Source organism: Brevundimonas sp. FV1ps31S (genome assembly GCF_058681265.1).
The window spans coordinates 80478-104677 of the sequence record NZ_CM178735.1 but is presented as its reverse complement, the minus strand read 5'-3'; the positions used below and the strand labels follow the sequence as shown (position 1 = coordinate 104677).

The window sequence follows — 24200 nt, the reverse complement described above, 5'->3', positions numbered from 1 at the left end:
ATTGAAGACGCGTCTCCTTCCCTAGTCCAGACCCCTAAACCTACCCCCGATTCGAAGACGCCGCCATGACGAACCGACGACGGAACCGGTTCAATTTCGCTCGGGAAAACCCGGCAGGGTCCAACCCCAGCGCAGGGCGCCGGCGCGCAGCATGAAACCGGCGACGGCCGCGACGGCGGCGGCCGGCCAGATCGGCGCCTCGGGGATCCGCAGCACGATATAGAGGGTCGCCGCCAATATGGCCGCCGAGACGTTGATCTCGCGCCGCAGCAGGATCGACGGCTGCCCCGCCAGGGTGTCGCGCACCACGCCGCCGAAACAGGCGGTCAGGGTCCCCATGACGATGCAGATGAGGGGATGCGCCCCGGCCGCCTCGGCCTTGGCTGCGCCCATCACCCCATAGGCCCCGAGCCCGATGGCATCGAGCCACAGCAGGGCGCGAAAACGCCATTCTCGGGCGCCCGTCAGCCAGACGGCCACCGCCGTCAGCAGGCAGACGGCCATATAGCGCCAGTCCTGGACCCAGAAGACCGGCAGACCCAGCAGCAGGTCGCGAAGCGTCCCCCCCCCGACGCCGGTGATGGCGGCGAAGAAGGCGAAGGTGATGACGTCATGCTTCTCGCGCGCCGCCGCCAGGGCGCCCGTGGCGGCGAAGACCGCGACGCCGGCGAAGTCGAGCGCCACCAGCACGGTCTCCGGATGGCGCAGCGGCTCGGCCAGGGCGGGATCAATGGGGGTCATAGACTGAAGTCCTCGAGGGCGATCTCGCCGCGTCGCACGCCCCCGTACCATCCCCACAGCAGATGCGCCGCCACCCCGCGATGCGGCCGCCAGATTTCGGCGCGCGCATAGGCCTGTTTCTCGTTCGGCCTCAGTTCGGCGCGATCGGCCCAGCGCATCGCCTCCTGCAGGGCGACATCTCCGCCGGGAAAGACGTTCAGACGCCCTTCGCAGAACATCAGATAGGTCTCGGCGGTCCATTTGCCGACGCCCTTGATGGCGGTCAGGGCGACGATCGCCTCCTCGTCCGAGAGGGTCTGCATATGGTCCAGGTCGATACGCCCCTCGACCTGGGCCAGGGCGATCTCGCGTCCGTATCTGGCCTTCTGGCCCGAAAGGCCGAAGGCGCGCAGGGCGTCGATGTCGTGATCCAGCACCGCCTCAGCGGTCACCGTCCCGCCCAGGCCCTCGATCGTCCGCGCCCAGATGGAGGCGGCGGCTGCGACCGACACCTGCTGCTCCACGATCATCCGGAACAGGCCCTCATAACCGCCGGGCCGGAGACGCCATTCGAACGCCGGCGTCTGGGCGTGGGCCCGCGACAGGGCGGGGTCGGCCTCGGCCAAGGCCAGGCGCGCGGCGGCGATCTGCTCGGATGTCGGCGCGACAGGCATTCCTCCTGCTTACGGCTCCGGCGCAGCCTCGGAAAGAGCGGGGTTTCGTTCGGGTCCGAAAACCGCCGACAATCACGATGCCGAGACGTCGCGAGACGAATTCCCCCCCGTCCGATCAGCCTCTAGGATCGGGCGGATGTTCGCCACCCGTTTCGCCCCCTCGCCCACCGGCCGTCTGCATCGCGGCCACGCCTTCTCGGCCCTGACCGCCTGGACGGCGGCGAGGCGCGCGGGCGGACGGTTCGTGCTGCGGATCGAGGACATAGACCCCGTCCGCTGCCGCCCCGAACACGAGGCCGCCATTCTGGAAGACCTGGCCTGGCTGGGCCTGGACTGGGAGACCCCGGTGCGGCGGCAGTCCGAGCACCTGTCGGACTATGCGGCGGTCATCGGCGATCTGGACGCGCGCGGCCTGATCTACCGTTGTTTCCGAACGCGCAAGGAGGTGCTCGCCGGCATCGGCGATGCGCCCCACGGCGCAATGGAGACGGTTCGACCCGGTCCCCATTCACGGGAAGAAGAGGCGCGATTGCTGGCCGAAAACCGCCCCTTCGCCTGGCGCCTGTCCCTTGATCGGGCGCGCGCCCAGCTGGGCGAAGACGTCTGGACCGGGCTCAGCTTCGTCGAGGAAGGCGCCGGTCCGGCAGGCGAGACCGGCGTTCTTCCGGTCCGGGCCGAGGCGGCCGGGGACGTGGTCCTGGCGCGCAAGGACGCGGGGGTCGCCTATCATCTCGCCGTCGCCCATGACGACACCCTGCAGGGAATCGATCACGTGATCCGGGGCGAAGACCTGTTCGAGGCGACCCATGTCCAGCGGCTGATCCAGACCCTGATGGGCTGGCCCGCCCCCGTCTATCGCCACCATCGGCTGCTGACGGGGCCCGACGGGCGGCGCTACGCCAAACGGGACAGGTCCGTGACCCTGGCCGAACTGCGCGCCGGGGGGCTGACCGCTCAAGCCTTGCGCGCCGAACTCGGCTTCAGCTCCGCCGACTGAAGATCCGCGAGGCGCCATAGCCGGTCAGGGCCGCCAGCACGACGCACAGCAGGCCGTAGAGCCAGGGCCGACGGTGGGCGAACTCATAGATGTCGCGCTCGATCCCGACCTTCTCGACCGTCAGGGTCAGGTTGGACACCGACCGCGGCTCGCCGTCCTGGAACAGCCAGACCTCGGCATAGTATTTTCCGGTCGGGGCCACAGTCGGCAGCTTGACCTCGGCGCGGAACAGGCCCCGATCCACGAACTCGACCCCGTCGGGATCGGTGTCATACAGGGCCGCAGCCTCCTTCAGCCGGATCACGGCCCGGCGCCAGTCCAGATAGTCGTCGCCCAGGCGGCTGACCACCACGTCGCGGACGCCGTACCGGGTGACCGTGCGGCTTTCCTCGGGCGCGTCGATCCGCAGGTGATCGACGCCGACGCCGAGCCGTCGCAACTGGCCGAAGTCGGCGATGTCCGACAGGGGGCGGGTCGAGGCCGTCATATAGAAGCCGGGCGCCCCCTCGAACAGGACGGGGCGGCTGTTCAGCCAGACGCCCATGTTGCGCGTTTTCTTGACCAGGCGGACCGGGGCGTCGGGGCCGCGCACCACCACCACCACGTCGGCCGGGTCGGGCGTCGGATTGAAGACCGCGCCATACAGGACGATGGAGGCGCCGGTGAAGCTGGAATCGACATGGACCTGGGCGTTGGTCAGGGCGGCCGCGACACGCAGGTCGCCCGTCGTCGCTTCCGAGCGATCCGGCGCCGGGATCACGATCGCGGGCGGGGGCGCGGGCGGGGGCGCGGGCGGGGGCGGAGGGAGCGCCTGCATCAGTCCGAAACCCCCGGCGCGAGCAGGAAGATGTCGCTGGGCCGCACGAACAGGTCCAGCCCCATCTGTATTCCGACCAGAAGCACGATCAGGCCCAGGACCGCCCGCAACTCCTCGGCCCTGAACCGGCCAGCGAAGCGTGCGCCGATCTGGGCCCCGACCACCCCGCCCAGAAGCAGGATGGTGGACAGGACGATGTCGACCGTCTGATTGCGACCGGCCTGGAGCACTGTGGTGATGGCGGTGGTGATGATGATCTGGAACAGGCTGGTGCCGACCACCGCCCCGGCCCGCATTCGCAGGACATAGAGCATGGCCGGCACCAGGATGAAGCCGCCGCCCACCCCCATGATGGCCGACAGGATCCCGGCGAACACGCCCAGGCCGAAGGGCGGAAGGGCGCTGATATAAAGGCCCGACTTGGGGAATTTCATCTTCAGCGGCAGGCCGTAGAGCCACATCGGCCGCCGTCGCTCCTTGCGCGGCGCGGTCACGCCGCGGCGGCGGCGCAGGATTTCGGTCAGGCTCTCGTTCAGCATCAGGGCGCCGATCACGCCTAGGAAGATCAGATAGGACAGGGCCACGACAAGGTCGGCCTGGCCTAGAAGCCGCAGGTAGCGGAACAGTTCGACCCCCGCCAGGGCGCCCACGGCTCCCCCGGCCGCCATCACGGCGCCCATCCGGAAGTCCACCGCCCCCTGACCGGCGTAGCGGATCACGCCCGAGGTCGACGAGGCGACGACGTGGCTGGCCTGGCTGGCCACGGCGACGGTAGGGGGAATGCCCAGGAAGACCAGGATCGGGGCCATCAGGAAGCCGCCGCCGATGCCGAACAGGCCGGACACGAACCCGACCACCGCCCCCAGGATCACCAGGGTCGGCCAGTTCACCGAAACCTCGGCGATCGGCAGATAGATGTCCAAAGGACACGCCTTCGGCTGGAGCGGAAAGGGAGGCGCCGGAAGGCGACGGGTGTTCTTTAGCGGCGAGGACGGCGCGCCGCCACCCATGCACGCAAAGGTTTGGCTCGCGGTCTAGCCGCGCGCCTGCGCCTGTTGCGCGGTAAAGGCGTCGGCGGCGGTGCGCGCCGCTCGCTGGGCGGTGGCGCTGGCGGCGGGGCGAAGACGGGTGACGGCCGACTGGGCCTCGCTGTCGCCGCCGCGCGCCGCGATCATGTACCATTTCAGGGCTTCGGTCGGATTCTTCGCCACGCCCTGGGCGCCGGTCTCGTAGATCCGGGCGACATTGTACTGGCTGTCGGTCAGTCCGCGTTCGGCTGCCCTGAGCAGCCAGATCAGGCCTTCGGCCTGATTCACCGCTCCGCCGTCGCCTTCGTACAGTTGCATCCCGTACAGGTGCATCCCGCCGGGATCGCCCGATTCGGCCGCGCGGCGTCCCCATTGACGGCTTTCGACCGGATTCGCCGCGACCCCGTCCGCGCCGGTCAGATAGAGCTGCCCGAGGCGGGTCTGGGCCGGGCCATAGCCCAGATTGGCGGCGCGTTTCAGGTCGTCGACCCCTTCCATGTCGCCGCCGTCGATCCGCGCCATGGCGCGCTCGAACGCCTCGGCTCCGGCGTCCGTCGTCGGCACGGCGTCGGCGGGGGTGACCGCCATGGCGAGCGGCGCAGGGTCGGCCTGGGCCCGCGTCGCGGTCAGGCCGGACAGACCCGGCAGGTCGATCTCGGGCAGACCCGAACCGTCCGCCAACGTCAGGGAGGCGTAGGCCCCGCCGGTCAGGGCTACGGCCGTGACCGAGGCCAGAATGGCCTTCTTGACCGTAGAGCCGTCCTTGGCCGCCTGCTTGTCCAGCCGCTCCTGCAGCTTGGACTTGCCCCCCCGCTTCGGCATCAGGCCGAAGCCCTGGCGGGGCGCCGCCTCCGGCGCGGCCTGGGTGGTCATGACCGCCCGGGCGGCGTCGATGGTGTTGCGCGTCGAGGCCGCGCGACCGGCTGCAGCGGCGGCGCCCATGCTGGCGCGCAGGCGGCGGGGATCGACGAATTCCGTCTCGTCCTCGAAGGCGTCGTCGCCCTCGGCCGAGCCCGAAGTCTCAGGGGCGGTTCGGGGCGACGACCGGGTCGAGAAGCCGGTTGGGGCGGCAGTAGCCTCCAGCGCGTCCGCGACGTCGGCGCCGCCGAAACCGCCGAAAGGCTGGATCACGGGCTCGCGCTCGGCCGGTTCGACCGCCAGGGGCTCGCGCTCGGGCTCCACCGGATCGGCCAAGACCGACTTCGACGGCGAGGACGGGAAGGGCGTGGCTGAGGCCGCATCGGTCGACGCCGGGTCTGTCGACCAGTCGTCAGTCTCGTCGAAGGAGTCGTTGGGGAACGAGTCCTCAGGGAAGGCCCCGGCGCGCCAGTCGGCCTCGATGGGCGCGGAGACGCCGGCCGACCCGATGCGCTCGGGGACGGCGCGATGCGCCGGTTCAGGCCGTTCGATGTCTGGAATGTCCAGCGAACGGTCATCACGAGCTTCAGAGGGCTTGCGCGTCTCGATACTGCCCCGCGCCTCGGCCAGCAGGCGCGCGGTGCGCTCCTCGCTCATCCGCATCCGTTCGGCCAGCTCGCCCGAGGCGCGGTCATAGCGCTGCTCGATCTTCTCGGAGCTTTCGGACAGGCGGCGGGCGATGTCGTCCAGCGCCTGCTGCGAGCGGCGCTCGGACTGGGCGATCCGGTCGCTGAGCTGGTCGGAGATACGGGTGATCTCGCCGCCCAGCTTCTCGAGCGCCAGGGCGTGGCGATCATCGCTGGCGGTCAGGCGCTGGTCGACCCGATCGACGTGGCGGGCGAACTCCTGGTCCACGCGGGCGACGTGACGCGACAGGTCGGCCTCGACCTTGCGCCCGACCGCCTCCGAGACGCTGCGGGTGACCGCTTCGGCGCGGCCGGCGGCCTCGTGCTCGACGGTCTGCACCCGGGCGTTCAGGTTCTGGGCGATCTTCAGGACCTCGCGGCCCATGGCCTCCAGCCCCTGCGCCCCCTTGATCTCGGACGCGTTCAACTGGTCGCCAACGCTGCGAACCGCCTGTTCGATCCGGTCGATGCGCGCTCCGGTCTCGGCGGCGTCGAGACGTTGCATCATCTCGGCGCGGTTGTTCTCGATCTGGCGCGACAGGGTCTCGGCCAGTTTCTCGAAGCGGGCGGAGTCGCGCACGCCCTCGGGCTCGACGCGCCCCTCGGCGGCGCGCAGCCGCTGATCCAGTTCGGCGAACGAACGCTCGAGCGTCTTCAGCGCCTCAGTGGTGCGGCTCTGCGCCTGATCCAGACGCGCGCCGACCTGGGCCAGCAGGTCCGTGCCGACCCCGGGGCCGGCGGCCTTCTCGACCGCCTCCATCCTTTGCCGCAGCTCGGACACGCCGGAGCGCTGACGCTCCTCCATGTCGTACAGACGGCCGGCCAGGGCGCCGAGGGTTTGCTCGACCTTGCCGAAACTCTCCTGGACCTGGGGACCGGTGTCGCGCTCGAAGGCGCGCAGGCGGCGGTGGCCCTCGCGCAGCTCCTCGGCGATGTCGTCGATACGGCGGGCCTGGCCCTTGGTCTGGGCGTCCTGGCCGTCGAGGCGGCGCACCAGGCCGGACACGGCCTGGTCCACGCCCTGGATGGCGACGGTCGAACGACGCTCGGCGGCTTCCAGCCGGGCGGCGATGGCGTCGATCGAGGCGCTGATCCGCTGCCAGCCCTCGTCGCCGGCGTCATAGGCGTCGTCGAGACGCCGGCTGCGACCGCGACGCTCGAAACTGTCGGAGACGGACGGACGACGCGGCAGGGTGGCGTAACCCTCGTCCTCGTCCTCCATGATCATGGAGTTCAGCCATTCGCCCAGAGTCATGCCCGAGCGGCGTGCAAGATCCTTGGCCACCTCGCGGGCCTTCGGATCAATACCCTTAACGCTCCAAGGCGCCGCTGCGCTCACTGATTCGGCTCCCGACCCATGGGATGCAGGCTATAACGCCAATATCGAGGGTGTAAACGCATGGTTAACCGCAAGATGTTGCGCCGACTCGTCAGCCTGTGGACATCTCGTCGGATGGGAGGATTTTGGGCGCGACGTGGTTAATGGTGGATTAAGATTAAGACCCTGGTAACCTGTTCGGCTTGCGTCCCTGCCCCCGCTGCGCCAACTGCGGCTCATGAGCCTGACAACCACTCTGATACTGCTGGGCGCGGCCTTGGCCGTCATGGTCTTCGCCGGCTGGCGCGGCGCGCGGCCGCCCGATCCGTTCAAGGGGCCGCGCATGGTTCCCTGGCGCTTCATCATGCTGGGCGCTGCGGCCCTGGCCATGCTGCTGCTGATCCATCTGGCCACCCTGTTCGGCGCCGAACGGCCGCCTTGGGTTTCAGGTGTTTAGGAACCCGAGCGAGGTCCGACGGTTGATCCTGTGAACCCCAGACAGGAGACGCATCATGGCCGACAAACTGACCCCCGCCGAGGCGGAAACGGAATTCTGGAACAGCCTGAAAGAGTCCAACACCGGCATGCTGGGCCTGGACCAGGCCGGCTATCACCACCAGCCGATGACCGGTTTTGGCGAGCCGGAGACCGGGACCATCTGGTTCTTCAGCCGCAATGACACCGACTTCGCCCGCGACGTGGCGATCGGCGGTCAGCAGGGCATGTTCTGCTATCAGGCCAAGGACCAGAAGGTTCAGGCCTGTATTCACGGCGACCTATCGATCGACCAAGACCGAGCCCGGATTGAAAAATACTGGAACCCGGTCGTCGCCGCCTGGTACCCGGACGGCAAGGACGACCCGCACCTGACCCTGATCCGCTTCAACGCCGAGGACGGCCGGGTCTGGGTCTCGGACAAGGGCGCGCTGGGCTTCGGCTATCAGGTGATGAAGGCCAATCTGACCAAGACGCAACCGGACGTCGGCGGCGTTTCGGACGTGAACCTGCAATAGGCGGGCGCTCCGCCGGCGCGCGCATTTATGCGCGCGTTTCGGCGACAGCCTGTTGTCCGTCCCTCAACGGCGTCCAGCTGTTCAGCGCCTGTTGGAACAGCCGCACGGCAAGAGCGTCGCTCATCGGGGCGGCGGCGATACGGGCAGCCTCGGCCGCTCTCCGGCCTTCGATTTCGCGACTGAGGAAGCGAGCGGTTCCAGCGGGTTCGGAGGCGCGCTCGGCCCAGTCGGCCGCAGCCTGTTCCGGGGAGACCAGGGGTTCATCGTCTGCGGGGGGCGCCTGGACGGGGTCAGAGCGGAGGCTTTCCATCAACTGTCGGATCTCGGCCTGGCGCTCGGGGGACAGGCTGGAGACCTGGGTCCGCTGAAGCGTGCGCATTCGGCCCGCGACAAAATCGTCGATGGACAGCGGCTGATCGCGATCCGAACCCAACCGGGCCATGACGACGCGGTCGCTCATATAGCCGGCGTCATAGGCCGCCGCACGGCGCAGATCCGCCGATGCCTCGCGTTCCGACTTCGACACCAAACCGTCGCCGTCTGTGTCCGTTTCGGCAAACCAGTCGGCAAGATATTCCTGATCGGAAATGGATTCCGACCCGGACTGGGCCTGGATCAGGGCGTTCAGGGTGTCGGCGCCGAAGGTGTCGGCGGGGGTCATCTCGGCGCGGGTGACGCGACCGTCCGCGTCGGCGTCGAAGGTTTCGAAAGCCTTTGAAACCTTGGTGTTTCCAGCATCGACGGCGCTGATTTCGTCGAGGGTCAGGGCGTCGTCGCCATCGACGTTCAGACGGTCGAACAGCTTCTGATAGAGCTGTTGCGTGAGGGTGGAACCCGCAGCGGATATGGTGGTCATGGCCTCAGCCTCCCCAGGGCGCGACAAGCGTGACCTTAAGGAAGCAAAGGCCAGACCGCGCGACGCGCGGCCTGGCGATCGTCAGAACGGCGTCAGCCCGCGAAACACCAGGCCAGAACCGCCTTCTGGGCATGGATGCGGTTTTCGGCCTCGTCCCAGACCAGGGAGCGGGGACCATCGATGACGGCGTCGGTGACTTCCTCGCCCCGGTGGGCGGGCAGGCAGTGCAGGAAGACGGCGTCCGGGTCGGCGAGGTCCATCAGGGCCTCGTCCACCGAATAGGCCTCAAACGCCGCCAGGCGGGCCTCATAATCCTGGTCGCCCATCGAGACCCAGGTGTCGGTGACGACGACGTCGGCGCCCTTGACCGCTTCACGCGGGTCGCTGGTCAGGGTCACGGCGTTTCCGCCCTTGGCCAGGTCACGCAGGTCGGGGTGGTACTCTGCCGGGCAAGCGACGTTCAGGTGGAAGCCGAACTTGGGCGCCGCGTGCATGAAGCTGTGGCAGACGTTGTTGCCGTCGCCGATCCAGGCGATGGTCTTGCCCGCGATCGTGCCGCAATGTTCCTCGATCGTCTGCAGGTCGGCCAGGATCTGGCACGGGTGGGACCGGTCGGTCAGGCCGTTGATCACCGGCACGGTCGAGACGCGGGCGAAGCGCTCGACATCCTCATGGCGGTTGGCGCGGATCATCACGGCGTCGACCATGCGCGACAGGACGCGGGCCGTGTCCTCGACCGGTTCGCCCCGGCCCAACTGCATGTCGGAAGCGGTGGCGATGATGGAGGCGCCGCCCAGCTGGCGGATGGCCGCGTCGAAGCTGAACCGGGTACGGGTCGAGTTCTTCTCGAAGATCATGGCCAGGACGCGATCCTGGCCCGGCGCGTCGGCGTCGGGACGACCCTGGGGCCAGCCCTTGCGGGCGGCCTTTCGGGCGTGGGCGTCGTCGAGGATGGACCGCAGATCAGCGGCGTCCAGCAGGTGGATGTCGAGGAAATGGCGGACCATCAGGCCGCCCACTTCTCGCGGGCGACCTCGCAGGCGGCTTCGAACCGGGCGACCAGTTCGCGGGCCTCGTCCAGGGTCAGGTTCAGCGGCGGCAGCAGGCGCACGCAGTTGTCGCCGCCCCCGGCGATCAGCAGCTGTTGCGTATCGCGCGCCAGGGCCATGAACTCGCGATTGTTCGGGACCAGCTTGACCCCGATCAGCAGGCCCTTGCCGCGCACGTCGACGATGACCTCGGGGAAGCGGGACTGAAGCCCCGCCAGCTGCTGCTTCAGATAGCCGGCGATCTCGTTGACGTTGTTCAGCAACTCGGGCGTGTTGATCAGCGACAGGGCCTTCTGGCCCACGGCCATGGCCAGGGGGTTCCCCCCGAAGGTCGAGCCGTGGACGCCCACCGTCATGCCAGAGGCCGCCTTGGCCGTGGCCAAACAGGCGCCGATGGGGAAGCCGCCGCCCAGGGCCTTGGCCACCGCCATGATGTCGGGCGACATGTCGGCCCATTCGTGGGCCCACAGCTTGCCGCTGCGGCCCATGCCGCACTGGACCTCGTCGAAGATCAGCAGGACGCCGTTTTCGTCGGCCATCTCGCGCATCCAGCGCAGTTCCTCGACCGGGGTCTCGCGGCAGCCGCCCTCGCCCTGGACAGGCTCCAGGATGATCGCGGCCGTGGTCGGGTTGCGGAAGGCGGCCTCCAGCGCGGCCTTGTCGCCCCACTTCAGCTGGTGGAAGCCCTGCATCGGCGGGCCGAAGCCCTCGGTATAGCTGGGGTTGGCGGCGGCGTTGATGGCGCCATAGGTCCGGCCGTGGAACGAGCCGTCAAAGCCGTAGATGTCGATCCGCTCGGGCGCGCCGTTGGCCGAATGATATTTGCGCGCCGTCTTCAGCGCGCACTCGACCGCCTCGGTGCCCGAGTTGGTGAAGAAGACCACGTCGGCGAAGCTCGAGTCGCACAGGGCGTCGGCCAGGGCTTCCTGGCCCGGAATGCGGAAGATGTTGGACACGTGCCACAGCTTCTCGGCCTGATCCTTGACCGCCTGGACCAGTTCGGGATGGGCGTGGCCCAGGCCGTTGGTCGAGATGCCGGCGACGCAGTCCAGATACTCGGTCCCGTCGGTCGACCACAGGCGAGCGCCTCGGCCGCGTTCCACTTCCAGCGGCGCGCGATTGTAGACACCCATCAGATGGTTCGTGGACACGGGACTAAGACCTCCAAAAGCGATACGGCCCCGACGCGAGGCGCGACGGAGCCGGTTTCATAGGGACAGGCGTTGTCGGATGAGTGACAGTGTTAGTCAACACCGGCGCAGGGCCCAAAGCCGACCCGCCGGAATCAAGCTTCTAGCTCTTAAGACGCCAGCCCGAGCGGAACACCAGCCAGCAGACCGTGCCCATCACGACCATCAGCACGGCCGAGCCGACGACGCCCACGGTCAGATTGCTCTCGGCATGGCCGATGAAACCGTAGCGGAAGCCGTCGATCAGATAGAAGAAGGGGTTATAGTGGCTGATGGACCGAAACGGCTCGGGCAGGTTGTCGACCAGATAGAAGGTGCCCGACAGGAAGGTCATCGGCATGACGATGAAGTTCTGGACCGCCGCCAGATGGTCGAACTTCTCGCTCCACAGGCCCGCCAGCACCCCGGTCATGCCCATGATGAAGCTGGCCGCCAGGGCGAACCAGACGATGGCGAAGATATTGGCGACGCCCAGCGGCGCGAACGGCAGGACGCACAGAGCCGTGACCAGGCCGACCACCGCCCCGCGGGTCGCGGCGCCCAGCGTAAAGCCCAGGGTCAGCTCCAGCGGGCTTAGCGGCGGGGTCAGGAAGTCGGTGGCCGTGCCCATGATCTTGGCCTGGATCAGGCTGGAGGAGGCGTTGGCGAAGGCGTTGTTCAGCACCGCCATCATGATCAGGCCCGGCGCCACGAACAGGGCGAAGGGGGTGCCGTGCAGCGGCGGCCGGGCGTCCTGAAGCGCGACCACGAACACCAGCATATAGAGCAGGGTCGTCACCACCGGCGCCGCCACCGTCTGGGCGCCCACCTTCCAGAAGCGCCGCACCTCGCGAAGATACAGGGTCTGCACCCCGATCCAGTTAACCCCAGGATAGCGCCGCGGCTGCGGCAGGCCGGCGGGGCGGGTGGAGATCAGGTTGGGCGTGGTCTCGGTCATGGGCCGCCAGATGCGCTTTGGGACGGGGCTTCGCAAGGCCGCGGTGACTCGTGATTGGTGAATCGTGACCTTCGCTGGCTCACGATTCACGCGTCACCCCTCGCGCCCCCAGTTTAACCTTAACGAAGATTCAATATCTGGTTTCTGTGGACGGTTGATTCGCACATCTTGCGTCTCTTAACGGCTGGTTTACGATTAGTGGTAGGTCAAGACCCCGGAGGGGGAGCCTGGACCTAGATATTGAATCCAAACTCGCTGGAGGGTGGCATGACCGCAGGCTGGACCGACGACCGCGTAGGCGCGCTGAAGAAACTCTGGCTTGAGGGCCAGTCCGCGAGCCAGATCGCCAAACAACTGGGCGGCGGGGTCACCCGCAACGCCGTGATCGGCAAGGTGCACCGTCTGGGCCTGTCGGGCCGGGCCGCCCCGTCGCAGCCGGCGCGCACCGCCACGACCTTCCGCACCACCCGCCCGCGTCCGGCCGTGACCACCGCCCAGGCGCCTCAGCCCTCGGCCCCACGCCGCCTGGAAGCCGTCCAACCCAAGCCGGTTCAGCCGGCCGCCCCGGCGCCCGCCCCGATCCCGGACCTGCCGGGCACGGCCACGGTGATGACCCTGGGCGCGCACATGTGCAAATGGCCGATCGGCGACCCGTCGTCGCGCGAGTTCAGCTTCTGCGGCCGCCGCGCCTCGGAAGGCGTCTATTGCGTCGAACACGCCCGCGTCGCCTACCAGCCGCAAGTCCGCCGCGGCTCCAAGGAAAGTGGTTCCGACCTGGCCCGCAGCCTGCGTAGATATATCTAGGGGCGCTATCGCGCTTCGCGCGACTTGAGCGCGGCGCTTCGCGCGGTCATTCCCGCGTCACAGATGCTCTCTAGAGAGCCGACCTCCCCCTCGCCGGTTCGCGCAAGCGGCCGGCGAGACTCCAGGGGGCGGGGCTGCGGTTCATCCGGGTTGACGCAGCCCCATCCGCTTTCTCGCAATATCCGAGAACCGTTTCACCAAATCGAATGCTCAGTTCATTTATGGACGCCAAAGAGCTCGGCTGAAATCGTGCTGGCCTGGATACCGAGCTTCGAACTCTGCGATGAAGGCGAGCCTAGCGTCAGCAAGCGCCTTTACGGCGTTCGGGGCGTAACCTTCGTCCCCTGCCTCCGCCAACACGTCATGAAGACCGAGCAGGAAATCGTGGTATCGCGCTTGGGGGTCCAATATCCGTCCGTAAGCGTCTCGTTCAGTTGTCATTGTCGACACCACCTTCCTGATCGGTACGCCAACCGGCTTAGTTCAACACTCGCCGCGCATCGGGCGTATCAAGCGAGAAGGCCGGGATCGCCGCCTCGAAACTGCGCCCGTCCGCATCCGTCATATAATAGGCGCCGACCATGGACCCGCTGTCGGTGCTCAGCGGACAGCCCGAGGCGTAGGCGTAGCTGCCGCCCGGTTCGATCACCGGCTGTTCGCCGACCACGCCGGGGCCGCGCACCTCTTCGACATGGCCGTGGCCGTCGGTGATGGTCCAGCGGCGCGCCATCAGTTGCACCGTCGATCCGCTCAGGTTCACGATCTCGATCTGATAGGCCCAGACCCAGCGGCCTTCGTCGGGATCCGACTGACCCGCCAGATAGCTGGGCCGGACCCGGATCAGGATGCCGTTGGTTTCGGCGGTATAGGCAGGACCATCGTGCATGGGCTATATGCTCGCCCCGCCGAGCGCGGGCTGCAAGCGCGACTTGGAGACAAGCCGCGAAAACCGTGTGAGACAGACGCCATGAGCTCCTTCCAAGCGCCCCGTCCCGGCATCCTGCCCGCCCAGTCGATCGAGACGCTGATCGCCACGGGCGCCATCACGTCGGACACCCCGTTCGATCATGACCAGGTCCAGCCGGCCAGTCTGGACCTGCGCCTGTCCGACCAAGCCTGGCGCGTCCGCGCCTCCTTCCTGCCCGGTCGTCGCAAGGTCGAGGAACGGATCGCCGATGTGGCCATGCACCGGATCGAGATCACCGACGCCGGCGTCGTTCTGGAAAAGGGCTGCGTCTATATCGTGCGCCTTCAGGAGCGGCTGAACCTGCCCCAGGGCCTGATCGCGCGCGCCAATCCCAAGTCCTCGACCGGCCGCGTCGATGTCTTCGTCCGCCTGCTGACCGACCAGGGCGCCAGTTTCGACGATGTGGCCGAGGGCTATGACGGCCCCCTTTATATGGAGGTCGCGCCCCAGACCTTCTCCATCCTGGTCCGTCCCGGCACCCGGCTGAACCAACTCAGGCTGAAGGCCGGCGATCCGCCCAAGCTGGAGACCCGCTCGGTCGGCGTCGATCTGCAGGGCGGCGACATCGTCGGCTTCCGCGGGCGCCGCCATGCGGGGGTGGTCGATCTGGACCATATCGACGGCCATGACCCGCGCGACTTCTGGGAGCCGCTGACGCTGCGCCGTGGCGAACTGCTGCTGGATCCGGGCGAGTTCTACATCCTGGCCTCGTCTGACGACGTCGAGATCCCGGTCGACCAGGCCGCCGAAATGACCCCCATCGACCCGTCGGTAGGCGAGTTCCGCGTCCACTACGCCGGCTTCTTCGACCCCGGCTTCGGCACGGACGAGGCGCATGGCGCCGGCTCCAAGGGCGTGCTGGAGGTCCGCACCCACGACACGCCCTTCCTGCTGGAACACGGCCAGATCGTCGCCCGCCTGGTCTATGAACCCCTGACCGAACGCCCCAGCCGCCTGTATGGCGAAAGCGGCAGCCACTATCAGAACCAGGGCCTGAAGCTGTCGAAGCACTTCAGGGCGTGGTGAGCCACAAGCCTCTCCCTCCCCCTGCGGGGGAGGGGGGCTGAGCCGCAGGCGAAGCCGGGTGGGGCGGGCCGGGCGACGCGTCGCAGACCTCGCCCGATCAAGTCCGTGCGTCGTCGCCTAGCCGCCCCCACCCCGTCGCTGCGCGACGCCCCTCCCCCGCAGGGGGAGGGAGAGACGGAGACCTCACGTCAATCGATCCGCCTTCCTCAGCCCCGGGAACATCGCCGACCACGCCCCCGTCGCCGCCAGCGCTCCGACCCCGCCGAACACCGCCGCCCCGACCGCGCCCAGCAGCCGGACCATGACCCCGGAATAGGCCTCGCCCAGCTCGTTCGAGGCGCCGATGAACAGCATGGAGACCGAAGACACCCGGCCGCGCATATGGTCGGGCGTGGCCAGCTGGATCAGGGTCTGGCGCACATTGACGCTGATCATGTCGGCCGCCCCGCCGATCAGCAGGGCCAGGCCGGACAGCCAGACGATCTTGGACAGGCCGAAGGTCAGGGTGCAGATGCCGAACACCGCCACGGCCGAGAACATCCAGCGCCCGCCGTTCTGACGGATAGGGAAGCGGCTCAGATAGATGGCCATGCCCATGGCGCCCACCCCGAACGACGCCCGCAGCAGGCCGAAGCCCTGGGGCCCGACATGGAGGATGTCGCGCGCGAAGATCGGCGTCAGCAGGGCCACGCCCGCCAGCAGGACCACGACCAGGTCCAGCGAAATGGCGCCCAGGACGATCTTGGTCTTCCACACATAGGCCAGCCCCTCCTTGACCGAGTCGATCGGCGACAGGGGATTGGCCTGGGGCGCCGGCTTGCCGCTGGTGCGGATCAGGATGAAGGCCGCCACAGCCAAGAGGAACATGCCAAGGGACACGGCATAGGCCAGGGGCACATTGACCCCGACGATCACCCCGCCCAGGGCCGGGCCGGCGATGGCCCCGGTCTGGAAGGCGATGGACTGGGCGGCGATGGCGGGCGGCAGGGCCTTGCGTCCCACCACCATGGGCAGGAAGGCCTGGCTGGCCGGCGCCAGGAAGGCCCGCGCCGCCCCGAACAGGGCCGCGACCGCCAGCAGGCCCCACAGAGGCGGGTTTCCGTGCAGGGCCATGGCGAGAAAGGACCCGGCGCAGGCGGCCTCGACCAGGATGGAGATCCATACCGTGCGCTTGCGGTCGCGCCGGTCGGCCATGGCCCCGGCCGGCAGGGTGAAGGCCAGCAGCGGCAGGAACTGGCACAGGCCGACCAGGCCCAGATACAGGCTGGCCTCCTCGATCGGATGATCGCGCCGGGCGATCTCATAGACCTGCCACAACAGGGCCGAGGACTGGATCTGGATCGCCAGCACGGCGACCACGCGGCCGAACCACAAGAGGCGGAAATCGCGGATGCCCCACGGACTGTCGGGGCCGGCGTCAATGGAGTCTGAGGTCACGTGCGTCTGGGGAACTTCGGATAGGGCGAACCGTCGCGGTGGAAATAGCGGTCCGCACCCGCAGGCAGGACCATGTCGATGTCGGGATAGTCGCAAGGGGTGACGGTCGGGCTGCGCGTGCCGACCTCGAGCAGAACCGCGTCATGGCCGGATCGGTTCTCGATCCGGTGGCCGTTGGGGACGCCGGCCTTGAACCCGGCGCAGTCGCCGGCGCGCAGCACCGTCTCGCCGTCCTCCTCGACCAGGACGACCTCGCCCTCGACCACCATGACGAACTCGTCTTCGGCTTCATGCCAGTGGCGCTGGCTGGACCAGGCGCCGTCGGGCAGGCGCAGCAGGTTGACGCCGAACTGGCTCAGGCCCGCCGCATCGCCCAGCTTCCAGCGGCGGCGCGACAGACAGGGGCCGGCGAACTCATCCGGATAGGTCGTGCCGTCGCCTCTGGGCGCGCTGTCGATGTCGATCTTGGGCATGGGCCTTCTCCCCGTTGCGCGATGTCCGTAAAGCATAGCCGCATGAGCCGCGCATCAACTCCTGTGATCGATCCTGTCGAACTGACCCGCGACCTGATCCGTATTCCCTCTGTCACCCCCGCCGACGAGGGGGCCATGGACGTGCTGGAGCGCCATCTGACGGCCTTGGGCTTCACCTGCCGCCGGCTGGCCTTCGAGGGGCCGGGGGGTGAAGGGGTCCATGCGCGGATCGAGAACCTGTATGCACGGCGCGGAACCGCCTCGCCCAACCTGTGCTTCGCCGGCCATACGGACGTGGTGCCGACGGGGCCGTCGGAACAGTGGTCGTCGCAACCCTTCACCGCCGAGGTCAGGGACGGCCTGTTATACGGCCGGGGCGCGGTGGACATGAAGGGCGGGATCGCCGCCTGGGTCGCCGCCGTGTCCCAGATCCTCGCCGAGGGAGAGGTCGAAGGCTCCCTCTCCTTCCTGATCACCGGGGACGAGGAAGGCCCGGCGCTTCACGGCACCAAACGGGTGGTCGAGACCCTGGCGGCCGAGGGCGAGGTCATCGACGCCTGCGTGGTGGGCGAACCCTCGTCGTCGCAGCACCTGGGCGACATGATCAAGGTCGGGCGGCGCGGCTCGCTGAACACCTGGATCACGGTCACAGGCAAACAGGGCCACGTCGCCTATCCCGAACGGGCGGCCAATCCGGCCCCGGTCATCGCCAAGCTGATGGCCCGGCTGAACGACCATGTGCTGGACCAGGGGTATGAGGGTTTCCCGCCCTCGAACCTGGAGATCACCAGCATCGACATCGGCAATCCGGCGACCAACATCATTCCGGCCGAGGCGAAGGCGCGGCTGAACATCCGCTTCAACCCCAGCCATACCGGCGACGGCCTGATCGACTGGCTGAACCGCGAGGCCGGGGCCATGCAAGCCGAGACCGGGCTGCAGATCCGCCTGGAACACCTGTGTTCCGGCGAGGCCTTCCTGACCGAGCCGGGCGTCTTCGTCGCGGCGGTGCAGGACGCGGTCGAGGCCGTCGCCGGCCGCCGCCCCGAGGCCTCCACCACCGGCGGCACCTCCGACGCCCGCTTCATCCGCGCCCTGTGCCCTGTGCTGGAACTGGGCCTGGTCGGCCAGACCATGCACCAGATCGACGAACGGGTTCAGACGGCGGAGCTGGAGACCCTGACGGCGGTCTATCGGCGGGTGATCGAGACGGTGTTCGAGCGGCTGTGAGGCCGGGGAAATAGACCCAATCACGCTGTGAAAGCCAAGGGACGAACAGGCCAAGCCTGCTCGTCCCGCCGAGACCTAGTCCGCCTGGGCGGCGTCCGGTCGCTTCTTCGCCGGCCCGGGGGCGGCGGCTTCCTCAGCCGAGGGCGCACTTTGCAGGCTCGGCGCGGGCTCCGGCGTCCGTAGTGCGCCGGTCAATCCCTTAAGATCGGCTCCGGACAGGCCCACCTCGGCCATCAGCTGATCGACCAGCGGGGCCTGGGCGCGATAGCGCAGGGCGCTGCTGACGACCTGTTCCGACAGGTTGCCGTCGTGCGAGCCGCCGGCGCCCGCGCCGGCCGAAGCGCCGCCGCCGTTCAGGCCTTCGACCTGGACGATCTTGATGGAGTCGATGCTCTCCATCGGCTTGACGGACTCGGCGATGATACGGTCCAGGTTCTCGATCAGCTTGATGCGTATCTGCATGGCGACCTGTTCGGCAGACAGCAGGTTCGCCGCCGTATTCAGGGCTTGCTGGCCGGCGGCCTCGACCTCGTAGTGGACCCGCGCCGCCTCGGCGGCCGCGCGCACGGCCTTGGCCTGGGCCTCGGCCTCGATCGTGGTCTTGTCGGCCTGACCGCGCGCCTGTTCACGCAAGGCCTCGGCCTGGTCGGCGGCGGCGATCTTCTCGGCCTCGGCGGCGACGCGGACGGTGATGGCCTCGCGCTCGGCCTCCTTGGTCGCCTCGATCAGTTCGATGATCTTCTGACGATCGGCGGCCTCACGGTCTCGCATCGTCTTGACCTGCTCCTCGGCCTGGACGGCGAGCGCCAGCGCCTTGTCGGCCTCGGCCTTGGCTTCGGACTGGGCGCGGGACTTCTCGGCGACGGCGATGTCGCGATCCTGCTCGGACAGTTCGATCGCCTTGGCCTTCTCGATGTCCTGGGTCTCGACGGCGCGGGCCTTGGAGATTTCGCGCTCGGCGACTTCCTGTTCCATGGCGATGCGCTGCTGGGCGACGAGACGCTCGGCCTCAATCCTCGCCTGCTCAATCTGCTGCTGGGAGGTGATCTTGGCGGCCTCGGCCTCGCGCGCCTTCTCGGCCTCCTGGCGGGCCACGTCCGCCCCCTGTTCAGCCCGACGGTTGGCCAGTTCGCGCTCCTGTTCCAGCTGAGCGTATTCTTCGTCGCGCTGGATCTCCAGCGTACGGCGCTGGGCCTCGAGGTTCTTGGTGCGGATCTGGACCTGGGTGTCCTGTTCGATGTCGTTGCGCAGCTTCTTGCGCAGCTCGATCTCTTCGGTCAGCCGCGTCAGGCCCTCGGCGTCGAAGGCGTTGGACGGATTGAAATGCTCCATCGCGGTCTGATCGAGGCCTGTCAGCGACACGGTCTCAAGCTCCAGGCCGTTCTTCAGCAGGTCCTCGGACGAGACCTGCTGCACCTTCTGGACGAAGTGGGTGCGCTGCTCGTGCAACTCGGTCATCGTCAGCTCGGCCGCGACCGAGCGCAGGGCGTCGACGAACTTGCCCTCGACCAGGTCCTTCAGTTGCTCGGGGTGCATCGTCCGCAAGCCCAGGGTCTGAGCGGCCGAGGCGATGGCGTCGGCGCTGGGTTGAACCCGGACGTAGAACTCGGCCAGCACGTCAACACGCATGCGGTCTTTGGTGATCAGAGCCTGTTCATTGCTGCGCTGAACCGCCAGACGCAGGGTGTTCATATTGACCTGGATGGTCTCGTGCAGGACCGGCAAAACCAGGGCGCCGCCGTTCATGACGACCTTCTCGCCGCCGAAACCGGTGCGAACGAAGGCAGTCTCCTTGGACGCTCGCTTGTACAGGCGAGCGAAGATCAGGCCCAGGATCAACAGGGCGACAAGCCCTGCACCGGACAGAATGGCGATCTCTATGAGCGAGTTCATTTGAAGGGCCCCCTAAGCTTGAAAAGTCGTCAGACAGACGCGTCGAGCAGCGACGCGCTGGTGTTGTGAATGGCGAAATATTTGGCCCCCGCGTGCCGGACGAGCAGCACGCTGCCGCCCTGGGCGAAGACGTCTGTGGCGTTGTCCGGCTCGACCATGACGTAGTGCACCTGGCCGTGCTCGTCGCGAACGCGGGCCTGGGCCGCACTGGCGTGGCGCGCCTCGCCGGTGACGATGACCGCCACCCGCCCGACGAGACTGTCGCGCGAAACCGCCGAGGTCTCGTCGCGCGGCATGATCTTGGCGACGCCGCGACCGAAGACTCGCGTCACCGGCAGGCCGACCGCGAAGGCCAGCGGGGCCGCGAGAAACCAAGGGGCGGGTTGGCCGAAGATTGCGGCGACGATCCTCTGGCCGATCAGCCCCGTCATGCCAAAGGCGAACAGGAAGACGACGATCAACATCAGCAGCGGCAGCCGCCCGACATTCAGCCAGGACAGAAGCGAGGGGGTCTCGACATTGACGTCCGCGTCCACCCCGTCGAGCCCATCGCCGGCCGCCAGGCCGCCGCCGAGACCGAGGGCCTCGACCGCGCCGATCAGCATCATAAGGACGAGCGCCGCGACAAAGGGCACGTTGTCCTGCGAGAAAAGAAACCCCCACATCGGCGGCGTCAGCCCTTGTCGCCTGTGCGCGCCTTGATGGCGGCCAGACGTTCCTCGACGCGGTTCCGGCGCGCCAAACCGTCCAGTTCCGCCAGCTTGGCGCCCTGCTCGCGGTCCACGCCGCCCAGGGGCGGCGCCCCTTCGCGGGCCATCAGCCGGTCGAAGGCGCCGGTCGCGTTCTCGACGCGGCGGGTCACGCTGGGCTTGCCGTCGGAGCCCACCCCGCCCGTGGCCGCACCTGAGTCCTCGGCGCCGCGCGCCCGGGCGAGAAGCATGGACTGGAAGGCTTCCTCCATCTCCCTGCGCTTGGCGAGCAGGGCGGCGACATAGCCTTCCAACTCAATCTCGCGCTTGCCGGCGTCGGCCACCGTGGCCTCCAGGACGGGGACCTGGGCTTCGACGTCGAGTTGATGCTCGACCGCCGCGCGGGCCAGGTCCTCGCGGCCTTCACGGAGCGCCAGTTCGATCTGGCCCGCCAACTCCTCGTGGCGGCTGCTCTGTTCAGTCAGCCGTTTGTTGGCCAGATGCTTGCCGGCGATGGAGCGGCCCAGTTCGGCGCGAACATCGTCCACCGCCTTGTCGATTTCACGCAGGGTCTGCTGGACGATAGCGTCCGGCATGGCGCCTTCGATCGTGTCGATCAGCGCGTGCGCACTGCCCGAGACGATGCGGCCGACGCGAGCGCCAAGTGTATCCGCCATGCTCTTGATCCTTCCGTTAGCGCGCGGCCAGGGCCGCAGAAACAAGCCGCATCAGTTCGGCCGACTCGGCGAGTCGGCGAGAGATGACGGCAGTGTCATAGGCCGGAGCAGTGGGCGTCAGGGCCCAGCGCAACAGCTGATCGGTCATACGGGTCGCGCAGTCCACCAGCCGCGCCTCATGCCGGACAAGCTCGTCCGAAACGGTCGTCGAGCCGGGGCGCGGGGCGGTCAGGGCCAGGGCGAGGAATTCCTCGGCGATGTTCATCAGCCCCACCGCGACGTCTGAGTGACGGTCCAGATCCTGCTCGATGATGCGGACAGCACGGACAGTCGCGGCCATGTGATCGTGACTGACCGCCAGAGCCGCTGGAAAGGAATCGAGCGGCTCGGCCCTTTGCCGCGCCTGCCGGATAAGACCGCGAATCTTATCGCTGGCCGTCACTGCGCCGTCGATCTCCAGCTTCGAAAGAAAGCTGGTGTCGTCATCAGAAAGCCGGACGCTGAGAGGAGAAGTCAGTGAGGCCATGAAATTTTTGTATTACATTGTGCTCCGATTGTAAACATCGAAGTCTCCCTACGCTCGGCGGCGAACTCGGTGAGCGTCCAAGCCGTGGCTTGAGCAGCCGCTTGGTTGTCCCCCAACTTCTCAGCAGGAACCGCCGCGCGCTCAGCATTGGCAAAATGTGCACACGCAAGGTGTTTGCTCACGGCGCCGTCTGCGGGCCGCAATCGATGCCCGCCTGCGGAAGACGGGTGGCGCGGTCGGGGGTGTTGCAGAGGCCGAACCGGACGGTCGAGCGGAAGGTGCCATCCTCACCCACGTCTTCAGGCCGGGGGCGCAATCGCCTCGCGATCTGCAGCGCGGCGCGGCCGAAGCCCTGACCCGGCGGGCTCTCGGCGACGACACGGCAGTTGGACACGATGTTCCGGTCCCCAACCGCGCATTCCACCGTGGCGTAGCCGGACGTGGTGCGGTCCGGAACGGGAGCGCCCGACAGGAGCAGCATGAAAATCGGCAGCAGCATTATCCCCTCCGCTTTGCGCACGGCGGAGCCAGGATTTCCCGACGCTCGCGTGACGCGAAGCCATAGCCTCAATCCTTCGGCTGCGTCACCTCTCAGCGACGCGGTCAGAGTGGGACCAGGCCTCCGGTCGGCGGACACGTGAAAGGTGGAAGAATGGCTGGCGCCGACTTGGACGCTTAGCGATCCAACCGAACGCCGTGGTCGGAGGCGGCGCTACGAGCGGCCTGCTCAATGGCGTTCACGAGTTCTCTGAGGCGGACGTTGGCGGAGACGTCGCCTTCCTCAGGCCCCAGAATTCTGTCGTTAAGGGAGCCCATTCCTCCCGTCGCCTCGGATATGGCCATGGCTATGCCCTCAAGGTCGCCACGATCCAGTCGGTCTTTCAGCCAATCAAGCCGCTGAACCACCCAGACGTCGCCATGCCGTTCAAGGTAGCGCGCAGTCTCATGAACAGCATCGGCCAGAGCGGCGATCGTGACGTGCATTCCCCCTAACTCCGCTCCAAAAACCGCAGCGCGGTCAGCACATGCGTCTTCACGCCCAGCGGCAAGACCTTTTCATTCGGCGAGAACTCCGGCGAATGGTTCGGGGCGGACTGGGACGGGTCCACCCCGTCGGGACTGGCCCCAAGATGGTAGAAGACGCCGGGGACGGCCTGCTGGAAATAGCTGAAGTCCTCGGCCACCGTGGTCGGGGGCGTGGCGGGGTTGACGGCGCCTTCGCCCGCCGCCTCGGTCAGGACCGGGGCCAGCCAGGCGGACAGGTCGGGGTCGTTGAAGACCAGGGCGGCGTTCTGGCGGACGCCGAACTCGGCGGTGGCGCCATAGGCGGCGGCGACGTGGTCGATGGCGGTTTCAGCGCGGGCGACCAGGGCGTCGCGCTGGGCGACGTCGAAGGTGCGCAGGGTGCCCGACAGGGTCGCGCTGTCGGGGATGATATTATAGCGGACGCCGGCGTTCAGGGTGGCGATGGTGAAGACGGTCGGGGTGGTGGTTGGATCGACCGTGCGGGCGGTCAGGGTGTTGACCGTCTCGATCACCTGGCCCGCCACCGCGATCACGTCCACGCCGCGCCAGGGCCAGGCGCCGTGGGTCTGTTTGCCCTTCAGCACGATATCGACCCGGTCGGAGGCGGCCATGAAGCCTTCGGGCCGGTAGAAGACGCTGCCCGGACGGCCGGGCACGACGTGCAGGCCGAAGATGGCCTCGGGCTTCGGGTCGTTCAGCGCGCCCTCGGCGATCATCAGGGCGGCGCCGCCCTTGGGTTCGCCCGGAGGGGCGCCCTCCTCCGCCGGCTGGAAGACGAAGACCACCGTGCCGGCGATCTGATCCTTCATCCCGGCCAGGACCTGGGCCGCGCCCATCAACATGGCCATGTGCATATCGTGGCCGCAGGCGTGGGCCACCGGCACCGTATTGCCCATATAGGTTCCGGTGGCGGTGGAGGCGAAGTCGAGGCCGGTCGCCTCCCGCACCGGCAGGGCGTCCATGTCGGCGCGCAGGGCCACGACCCGGCCGGGACGGGCGCCGTGCAGGACGCCTATGACCCCGGTCTTGCCGACCCCGGTGCGGACCTCCAGTCCCAATGACCGCAGATGATCGGCGATGACGGCGGCCGAGCGGGTCTCGGCGAAGCCCAGTTCGGGATGCTGGTGGAAGTCGCGCCGCCATTCGACCACCTGGGGCGTCACGCGCTGGACGGCGGCGTCCACCGCGGCGGCCTCGATCGTCTGGGCTTGGGCGGAACCGGCTGCGAGCAACAGCGTCAGGGTGGAGACAGCGAACAGGCGACGCATGTGAAGATCCTGTGAAATCGTGAGGCCTGCAGGATGAGGGC

25 protein-coding genes are annotated in these 24200 nt (G+C 68.0%); 6 read left to right on the top strand and 19 right to left on the bottom strand.

All coding sequences use genetic code 11. From position 1 onward, the window contains the following. Positions 1-90 precede the first annotated feature (90 nt). Together ACVPT3_RS00510 and ACVPT3_RS00505 are read right to left on the bottom strand one after the other, a co-directional pair. Positions 91-741 carry a trimeric intracellular cation channel family protein gene (locus ACVPT3_RS00510; protein ID WP_492042290.1) on the bottom strand — a complete coding sequence of 217 codons (651 nt, stop codon included), beginning with the start codon at positions 739-741 and terminating at the stop codon, positions 91-93. After that, complete coding sequence (locus ACVPT3_RS00505; RefSeq protein WP_492042289.1) at positions 738-1394, bottom strand: DNA-3-methyladenine glycosylase family protein; 657 nt, start codon at positions 1392-1394, stop codon at positions 738-740. Before ACVPT3_RS00505 ends, ACVPT3_RS00510 begins: the two co-directional genes overlap by 4 nt. A 136-nt stretch (positions 1395-1530) precedes the next feature. Here ACVPT3_RS00505 and gluQRS point away from each other — a divergent pair, with 136 nt between their 5' ends. Beyond that, the gene (gene gluQRS, locus ACVPT3_RS00500) at positions 1531-2391 is read left to right on the top strand and encodes a tRNA glutamyl-Q(34) synthetase GluQRS (RefSeq protein ID WP_492042288.1); all 861 of its coding nucleotides are present in this window, start codon (positions 1531-1533) and stop codon (positions 2389-2391) included. On the opposite strand, the gene ACVPT3_RS00495 is transcribed toward gluQRS, so the two are convergent. The 3 genes from ACVPT3_RS00495 to ACVPT3_RS00485 form a co-directional block, all read right to left on the bottom strand. Next, complete coding sequence (locus ACVPT3_RS00495; RefSeq protein ID WP_492042287.1) at positions 2375-3208, bottom strand: TIGR02186 family protein; 834 nt, start codon at positions 3206-3208, stop codon at positions 2375-2377. The two genes, gluQRS and ACVPT3_RS00495, sit on opposite strands and share 17 nt — an antisense overlap. Beyond that, positions 3208-4131 carry a sulfite exporter TauE/SafE family protein gene (locus ACVPT3_RS00490; protein ID WP_492042286.1) on the bottom strand — a complete coding sequence of 308 codons (924 nt, stop codon included), beginning with the start codon at positions 4129-4131 and terminating at the stop codon, positions 3208-3210. The genes ACVPT3_RS00495 and ACVPT3_RS00490 overlap by 1 nt, the downstream gene beginning before the upstream one ends. 111 nt (positions 4132-4242) lie before the next feature. Beyond that, the gene (locus ACVPT3_RS00485) at positions 4243-7065 is read right to left on the bottom strand and encodes an SEL1-like repeat protein (RefSeq protein WP_492042285.1); all 2823 of its coding nucleotides are present in this window, start codon (positions 7063-7065) and stop codon (positions 4243-4245) included. 271 nt (positions 7066-7336) lie between these two features. Here ACVPT3_RS00485 and ACVPT3_RS00480 point away from each other — a divergent pair, with 271 nt between their 5' ends. Continuing rightward, positions 7337-7555, top strand: coding sequence for a hypothetical protein (locus ACVPT3_RS00480; RefSeq protein ID WP_287927979.1), 219 nt, complete (start codon positions 7337-7339; stop codon positions 7553-7555). A 55-nt stretch (positions 7556-7610) separates the two neighbouring features. Then, a complete protein-coding gene (locus tag ACVPT3_RS00475) occupies positions 7611-8111 on the top strand; it encodes a pyridoxamine 5'-phosphate oxidase family protein (RefSeq protein WP_492042284.1) in 501 nt (166 codons plus the stop codon). 25 nt (positions 8112-8136) lie between these two features. On the opposite strand, the gene ACVPT3_RS00470 is transcribed toward ACVPT3_RS00475, so the two are convergent. The 4 genes from ACVPT3_RS00470 to ACVPT3_RS00455 all read right to left on the bottom strand — a co-directional run bounded on the left by ACVPT3_RS00470 (position 8137) and on the right by ACVPT3_RS00455 (position 12143). Beyond that, positions 8137-8967 (bottom strand): EF-hand domain-containing protein, encoded by an 831-nt coding sequence (locus ACVPT3_RS00470; protein WP_492042283.1) that lies wholly within the window; start codon positions 8965-8967, stop codon positions 8137-8139. A gap of 92 nt (positions 8968-9059) precedes the next feature. Next, positions 9060-9974 carry an ornithine carbamoyltransferase gene (gene argF / locus ACVPT3_RS00465; protein ID WP_492042282.1) on the bottom strand — a complete coding sequence of 305 codons (915 nt, stop codon included), beginning with the start codon at positions 9972-9974 and terminating at the stop codon, positions 9060-9062. Further along, a complete protein-coding gene (locus ACVPT3_RS00460; protein WP_492043851.1) occupies positions 9974-11191 on the bottom strand; it encodes an aspartate aminotransferase family protein in 1218 nt (405 codons plus the stop codon). Before ACVPT3_RS00460 ends, argF begins: the two co-directional genes overlap by 1 nt. Positions 11192-11309: 118 nt before the next feature. Next, positions 11310-12143: an ABC transporter permease gene (locus tag ACVPT3_RS00455; RefSeq protein WP_492042281.1), complete on the bottom strand. Its 834-nt coding sequence runs from the start codon at positions 12141-12143 to the stop codon at positions 11310-11312. 267 nt (positions 12144-12410) lie between these two features. Between ACVPT3_RS00455 and gcrA the strand changes: the two genes are divergently transcribed. Beyond that, positions 12411-12947 carry a cell cycle sigma 70 cofactor GcrA gene (gcrA, locus tag ACVPT3_RS00450; RefSeq protein ID WP_492042280.1) on the top strand — a complete coding sequence of 179 codons (537 nt, stop codon included), beginning with the start codon at positions 12411-12413 and terminating at the stop codon, positions 12945-12947. Positions 12948-13425: 478 nt separating this feature from the next. Here the strand turns inward: gcrA and apaG are convergent, their stop codons facing one another. After that, entirely contained in the window at positions 13426-13833 is a 408-nt protein-coding gene (gene apaG, locus ACVPT3_RS00445) for a Co2+/Mg2+ efflux protein ApaG (RefSeq protein WP_492042279.1), read from the bottom strand. A gap of 81 nt (positions 13834-13914) precedes the next feature. Here apaG and ACVPT3_RS00440 point away from each other — a divergent pair, with 81 nt between their 5' ends. Continuing rightward, a complete protein-coding gene (locus ACVPT3_RS00440) occupies positions 13915-14940 on the top strand; it encodes a 2'-deoxycytidine 5'-triphosphate deaminase (RefSeq protein WP_492042278.1) in 1026 nt (341 codons plus the stop codon). Positions 14941-15123: 183 nt separating this feature from the next. On the opposite strand, the gene ACVPT3_RS00435 is transcribed toward ACVPT3_RS00440, so the two are convergent. Then, a complete protein-coding gene (locus ACVPT3_RS00435) occupies positions 15124-16377 on the bottom strand; it encodes an MFS transporter (RefSeq protein WP_492042277.1) in 1254 nt (417 codons plus the stop codon). Beyond that, positions 16374-16850, bottom strand: a complete 477-nt coding sequence (locus ACVPT3_RS00430; RefSeq protein WP_492042276.1) for a cupin domain-containing protein — start codon at positions 16848-16850, stop codon at positions 16374-16376. Before ACVPT3_RS00430 ends, ACVPT3_RS00435 begins: the two co-directional genes overlap by 4 nt. 42 nt (positions 16851-16892) lie before the next feature. On the opposite strand from ACVPT3_RS00430, the gene dapE reads away from it, so the two are divergent. After that, the gene (gene dapE / locus ACVPT3_RS00425) at positions 16893-18080 is read left to right on the top strand and encodes a succinyl-diaminopimelate desuccinylase (RefSeq protein ID WP_492042275.1); all 1188 of its coding nucleotides are present in this window, start codon (positions 16893-16895) and stop codon (positions 18078-18080) included. 75 nt (positions 18081-18155) lie between these two features. On the opposite strand, the gene ACVPT3_RS00420 is transcribed toward dapE, so the two are convergent. The 7 genes from ACVPT3_RS00420 to ACVPT3_RS00390 form a co-directional block, all read right to left on the bottom strand. After that, positions 18156-19973, bottom strand: coding sequence for a flotillin family protein (locus tag ACVPT3_RS00420; protein WP_492042274.1), 1818 nt, complete (start codon positions 19971-19973; stop codon positions 18156-18158). 29 nt (positions 19974-20002) lie between these two features. Further along, on the bottom strand, positions 20003-20638 hold the full coding sequence (locus ACVPT3_RS00415; protein ID WP_492042273.1) for a YqiJ family protein: 636 nt from the start codon (positions 20636-20638) through the stop codon (positions 20003-20005). An 8-nt stretch (positions 20639-20646) separates the two neighbouring features. Continuing rightward, entirely contained in the window at positions 20647-21339 is a 693-nt protein-coding gene (locus tag ACVPT3_RS00410; RefSeq protein ID WP_492042272.1) for a PspA/IM30 family protein, read from the bottom strand. Between the two features lie 16 nt (positions 21340-21355). Next, positions 21356-21865: a hypothetical protein gene (locus ACVPT3_RS00405; protein WP_492042271.1), complete on the bottom strand. Its 510-nt coding sequence runs from the start codon at positions 21863-21865 to the stop codon at positions 21356-21358. Between the two features lie 178 nt (positions 21866-22043). After that, a complete protein-coding gene (locus tag ACVPT3_RS00400) occupies positions 22044-22364 on the bottom strand; it encodes an energy transducer TonB family protein (RefSeq protein WP_492042270.1) in 321 nt (106 codons plus the stop codon). 176 nt (positions 22365-22540) lie between these two features. Further along, positions 22541-22849, bottom strand: coding sequence for a hypothetical protein (locus ACVPT3_RS00395; protein WP_492042269.1), 309 nt, complete (start codon positions 22847-22849; stop codon positions 22541-22543). Positions 22850-22854: 5 nt separating this feature from the next. Then, complete coding sequence (locus ACVPT3_RS00390; protein WP_492042268.1) at positions 22855-24159, bottom strand: amidohydrolase; 1305 nt, start codon at positions 24157-24159, stop codon at positions 22855-22857. Between the last annotated feature and the right edge of the window lie 41 nt (positions 24160-24200).

Excerpts from the sequence above, each read along its gene's own strand:
- ACVPT3_RS00510 (WP_492042290.1), bottom strand. The coding sequence starts at position 741 with ATGACCCCCATTGATCCCGCCCTGGCCGAGCCGCTGCGCCATCCGGAG.
- ACVPT3_RS00470 (WP_492042283.1), bottom strand. The coding sequence starts at position 8,967 with ATGACCACCATATCCGCTGCGGGTTCCACCCTCACGCAACAGCTCTAT.
- ACVPT3_RS00440 (WP_492042278.1), top strand. The coding sequence starts at position 13,915 with ATGAGCTCCTTCCAAGCGCCCCGTCCCGGCATCCTGCCCGCCCAGTCG.
- ACVPT3_RS00405 (WP_492042271.1), bottom strand. The coding sequence starts at position 21,865 with ATGGCCTCACTGACTTCTCCTCTCAGCGTCCGGCTTTCTGATGACGAC.
- ACVPT3_RS00390 (WP_492042268.1), bottom strand. The coding sequence starts at position 24,159 with ATGCGTCGCCTGTTCGCTGTCTCCACCCTGACGCTGTTGCTCGCAGCC.
- argF (WP_492042282.1), bottom strand. The coding sequence starts at position 9,974 with ATGGTCCGCCATTTCCTCGACATCCACCTGCTGGACGCCGCTGATCTG.
- ACVPT3_RS00410 (WP_492042272.1), bottom strand. The coding sequence starts at position 21,339 with ATGGCGGATACACTTGGCGCTCGCGTCGGCCGCATCGTCTCGGGCAGT.
- apaG (WP_492042279.1), bottom strand. The coding sequence starts at position 13,833 with ATGCACGATGGTCCTGCCTATACCGCCGAAACCAACGGCATCCTGATC.
- gluQRS (WP_492042288.1), top strand. The coding sequence starts at position 1,531 with ATGTTCGCCACCCGTTTCGCCCCCTCGCCCACCGGCCGTCTGCATCGC.
- ACVPT3_RS00395 (WP_492042269.1), bottom strand. The coding sequence starts at position 22,849 with ATGCACGTCACGATCGCCGCTCTGGCCGATGCTGTTCATGAGACTGCG.
- dapE (WP_492042275.1), top strand. The coding sequence starts at position 16,893 with ATGAGCCGCGCATCAACTCCTGTGATCGATCCTGTCGAACTGACCCGC.
- ACVPT3_RS00430 (WP_492042276.1), bottom strand. The coding sequence starts at position 16,850 with ATGCCCAAGATCGACATCGACAGCGCGCCCAGAGGCGACGGCACGACC.
- ACVPT3_RS00420 (WP_492042274.1), bottom strand. The coding sequence starts at position 19,973 with ATGAACTCGCTCATAGAGATCGCCATTCTGTCCGGTGCAGGGCTTGTC.
- ACVPT3_RS00400 (WP_492042270.1), bottom strand. The coding sequence starts at position 22,364 with ATGCTGCTGCCGATTTTCATGCTGCTCCTGTCGGGCGCTCCCGTTCCG.
- ACVPT3_RS00415 (WP_492042273.1), bottom strand. The coding sequence starts at position 20,638 with ATGTGGGGGTTTCTTTTCTCGCAGGACAACGTGCCCTTTGTCGCGGCG.
- gcrA (WP_492042280.1), top strand. The coding sequence starts at position 12,411 with ATGACCGCAGGCTGGACCGACGACCGCGTAGGCGCGCTGAAGAAACTC.
- ACVPT3_RS00495 (WP_492042287.1), bottom strand. The coding sequence starts at position 3,208 with ATGCAGGCGCTCCCTCCGCCCCCGCCCGCGCCCCCGCCCGCGCCCCCG.
- ACVPT3_RS00475 (WP_492042284.1), top strand. The coding sequence starts at position 7,611 with ATGGCCGACAAACTGACCCCCGCCGAGGCGGAAACGGAATTCTGGAAC.
- ACVPT3_RS00480 (WP_287927979.1), top strand. The coding sequence starts at position 7,337 with ATGAGCCTGACAACCACTCTGATACTGCTGGGCGCGGCCTTGGCCGTC.
- ACVPT3_RS00505 (WP_492042289.1), bottom strand. The coding sequence starts at position 1,394 with ATGCCTGTCGCGCCGACATCCGAGCAGATCGCCGCCGCGCGCCTGGCC.
- ACVPT3_RS00455 (WP_492042281.1), bottom strand. The coding sequence starts at position 12,143 with ATGACCGAGACCACGCCCAACCTGATCTCCACCCGCCCCGCCGGCCTG.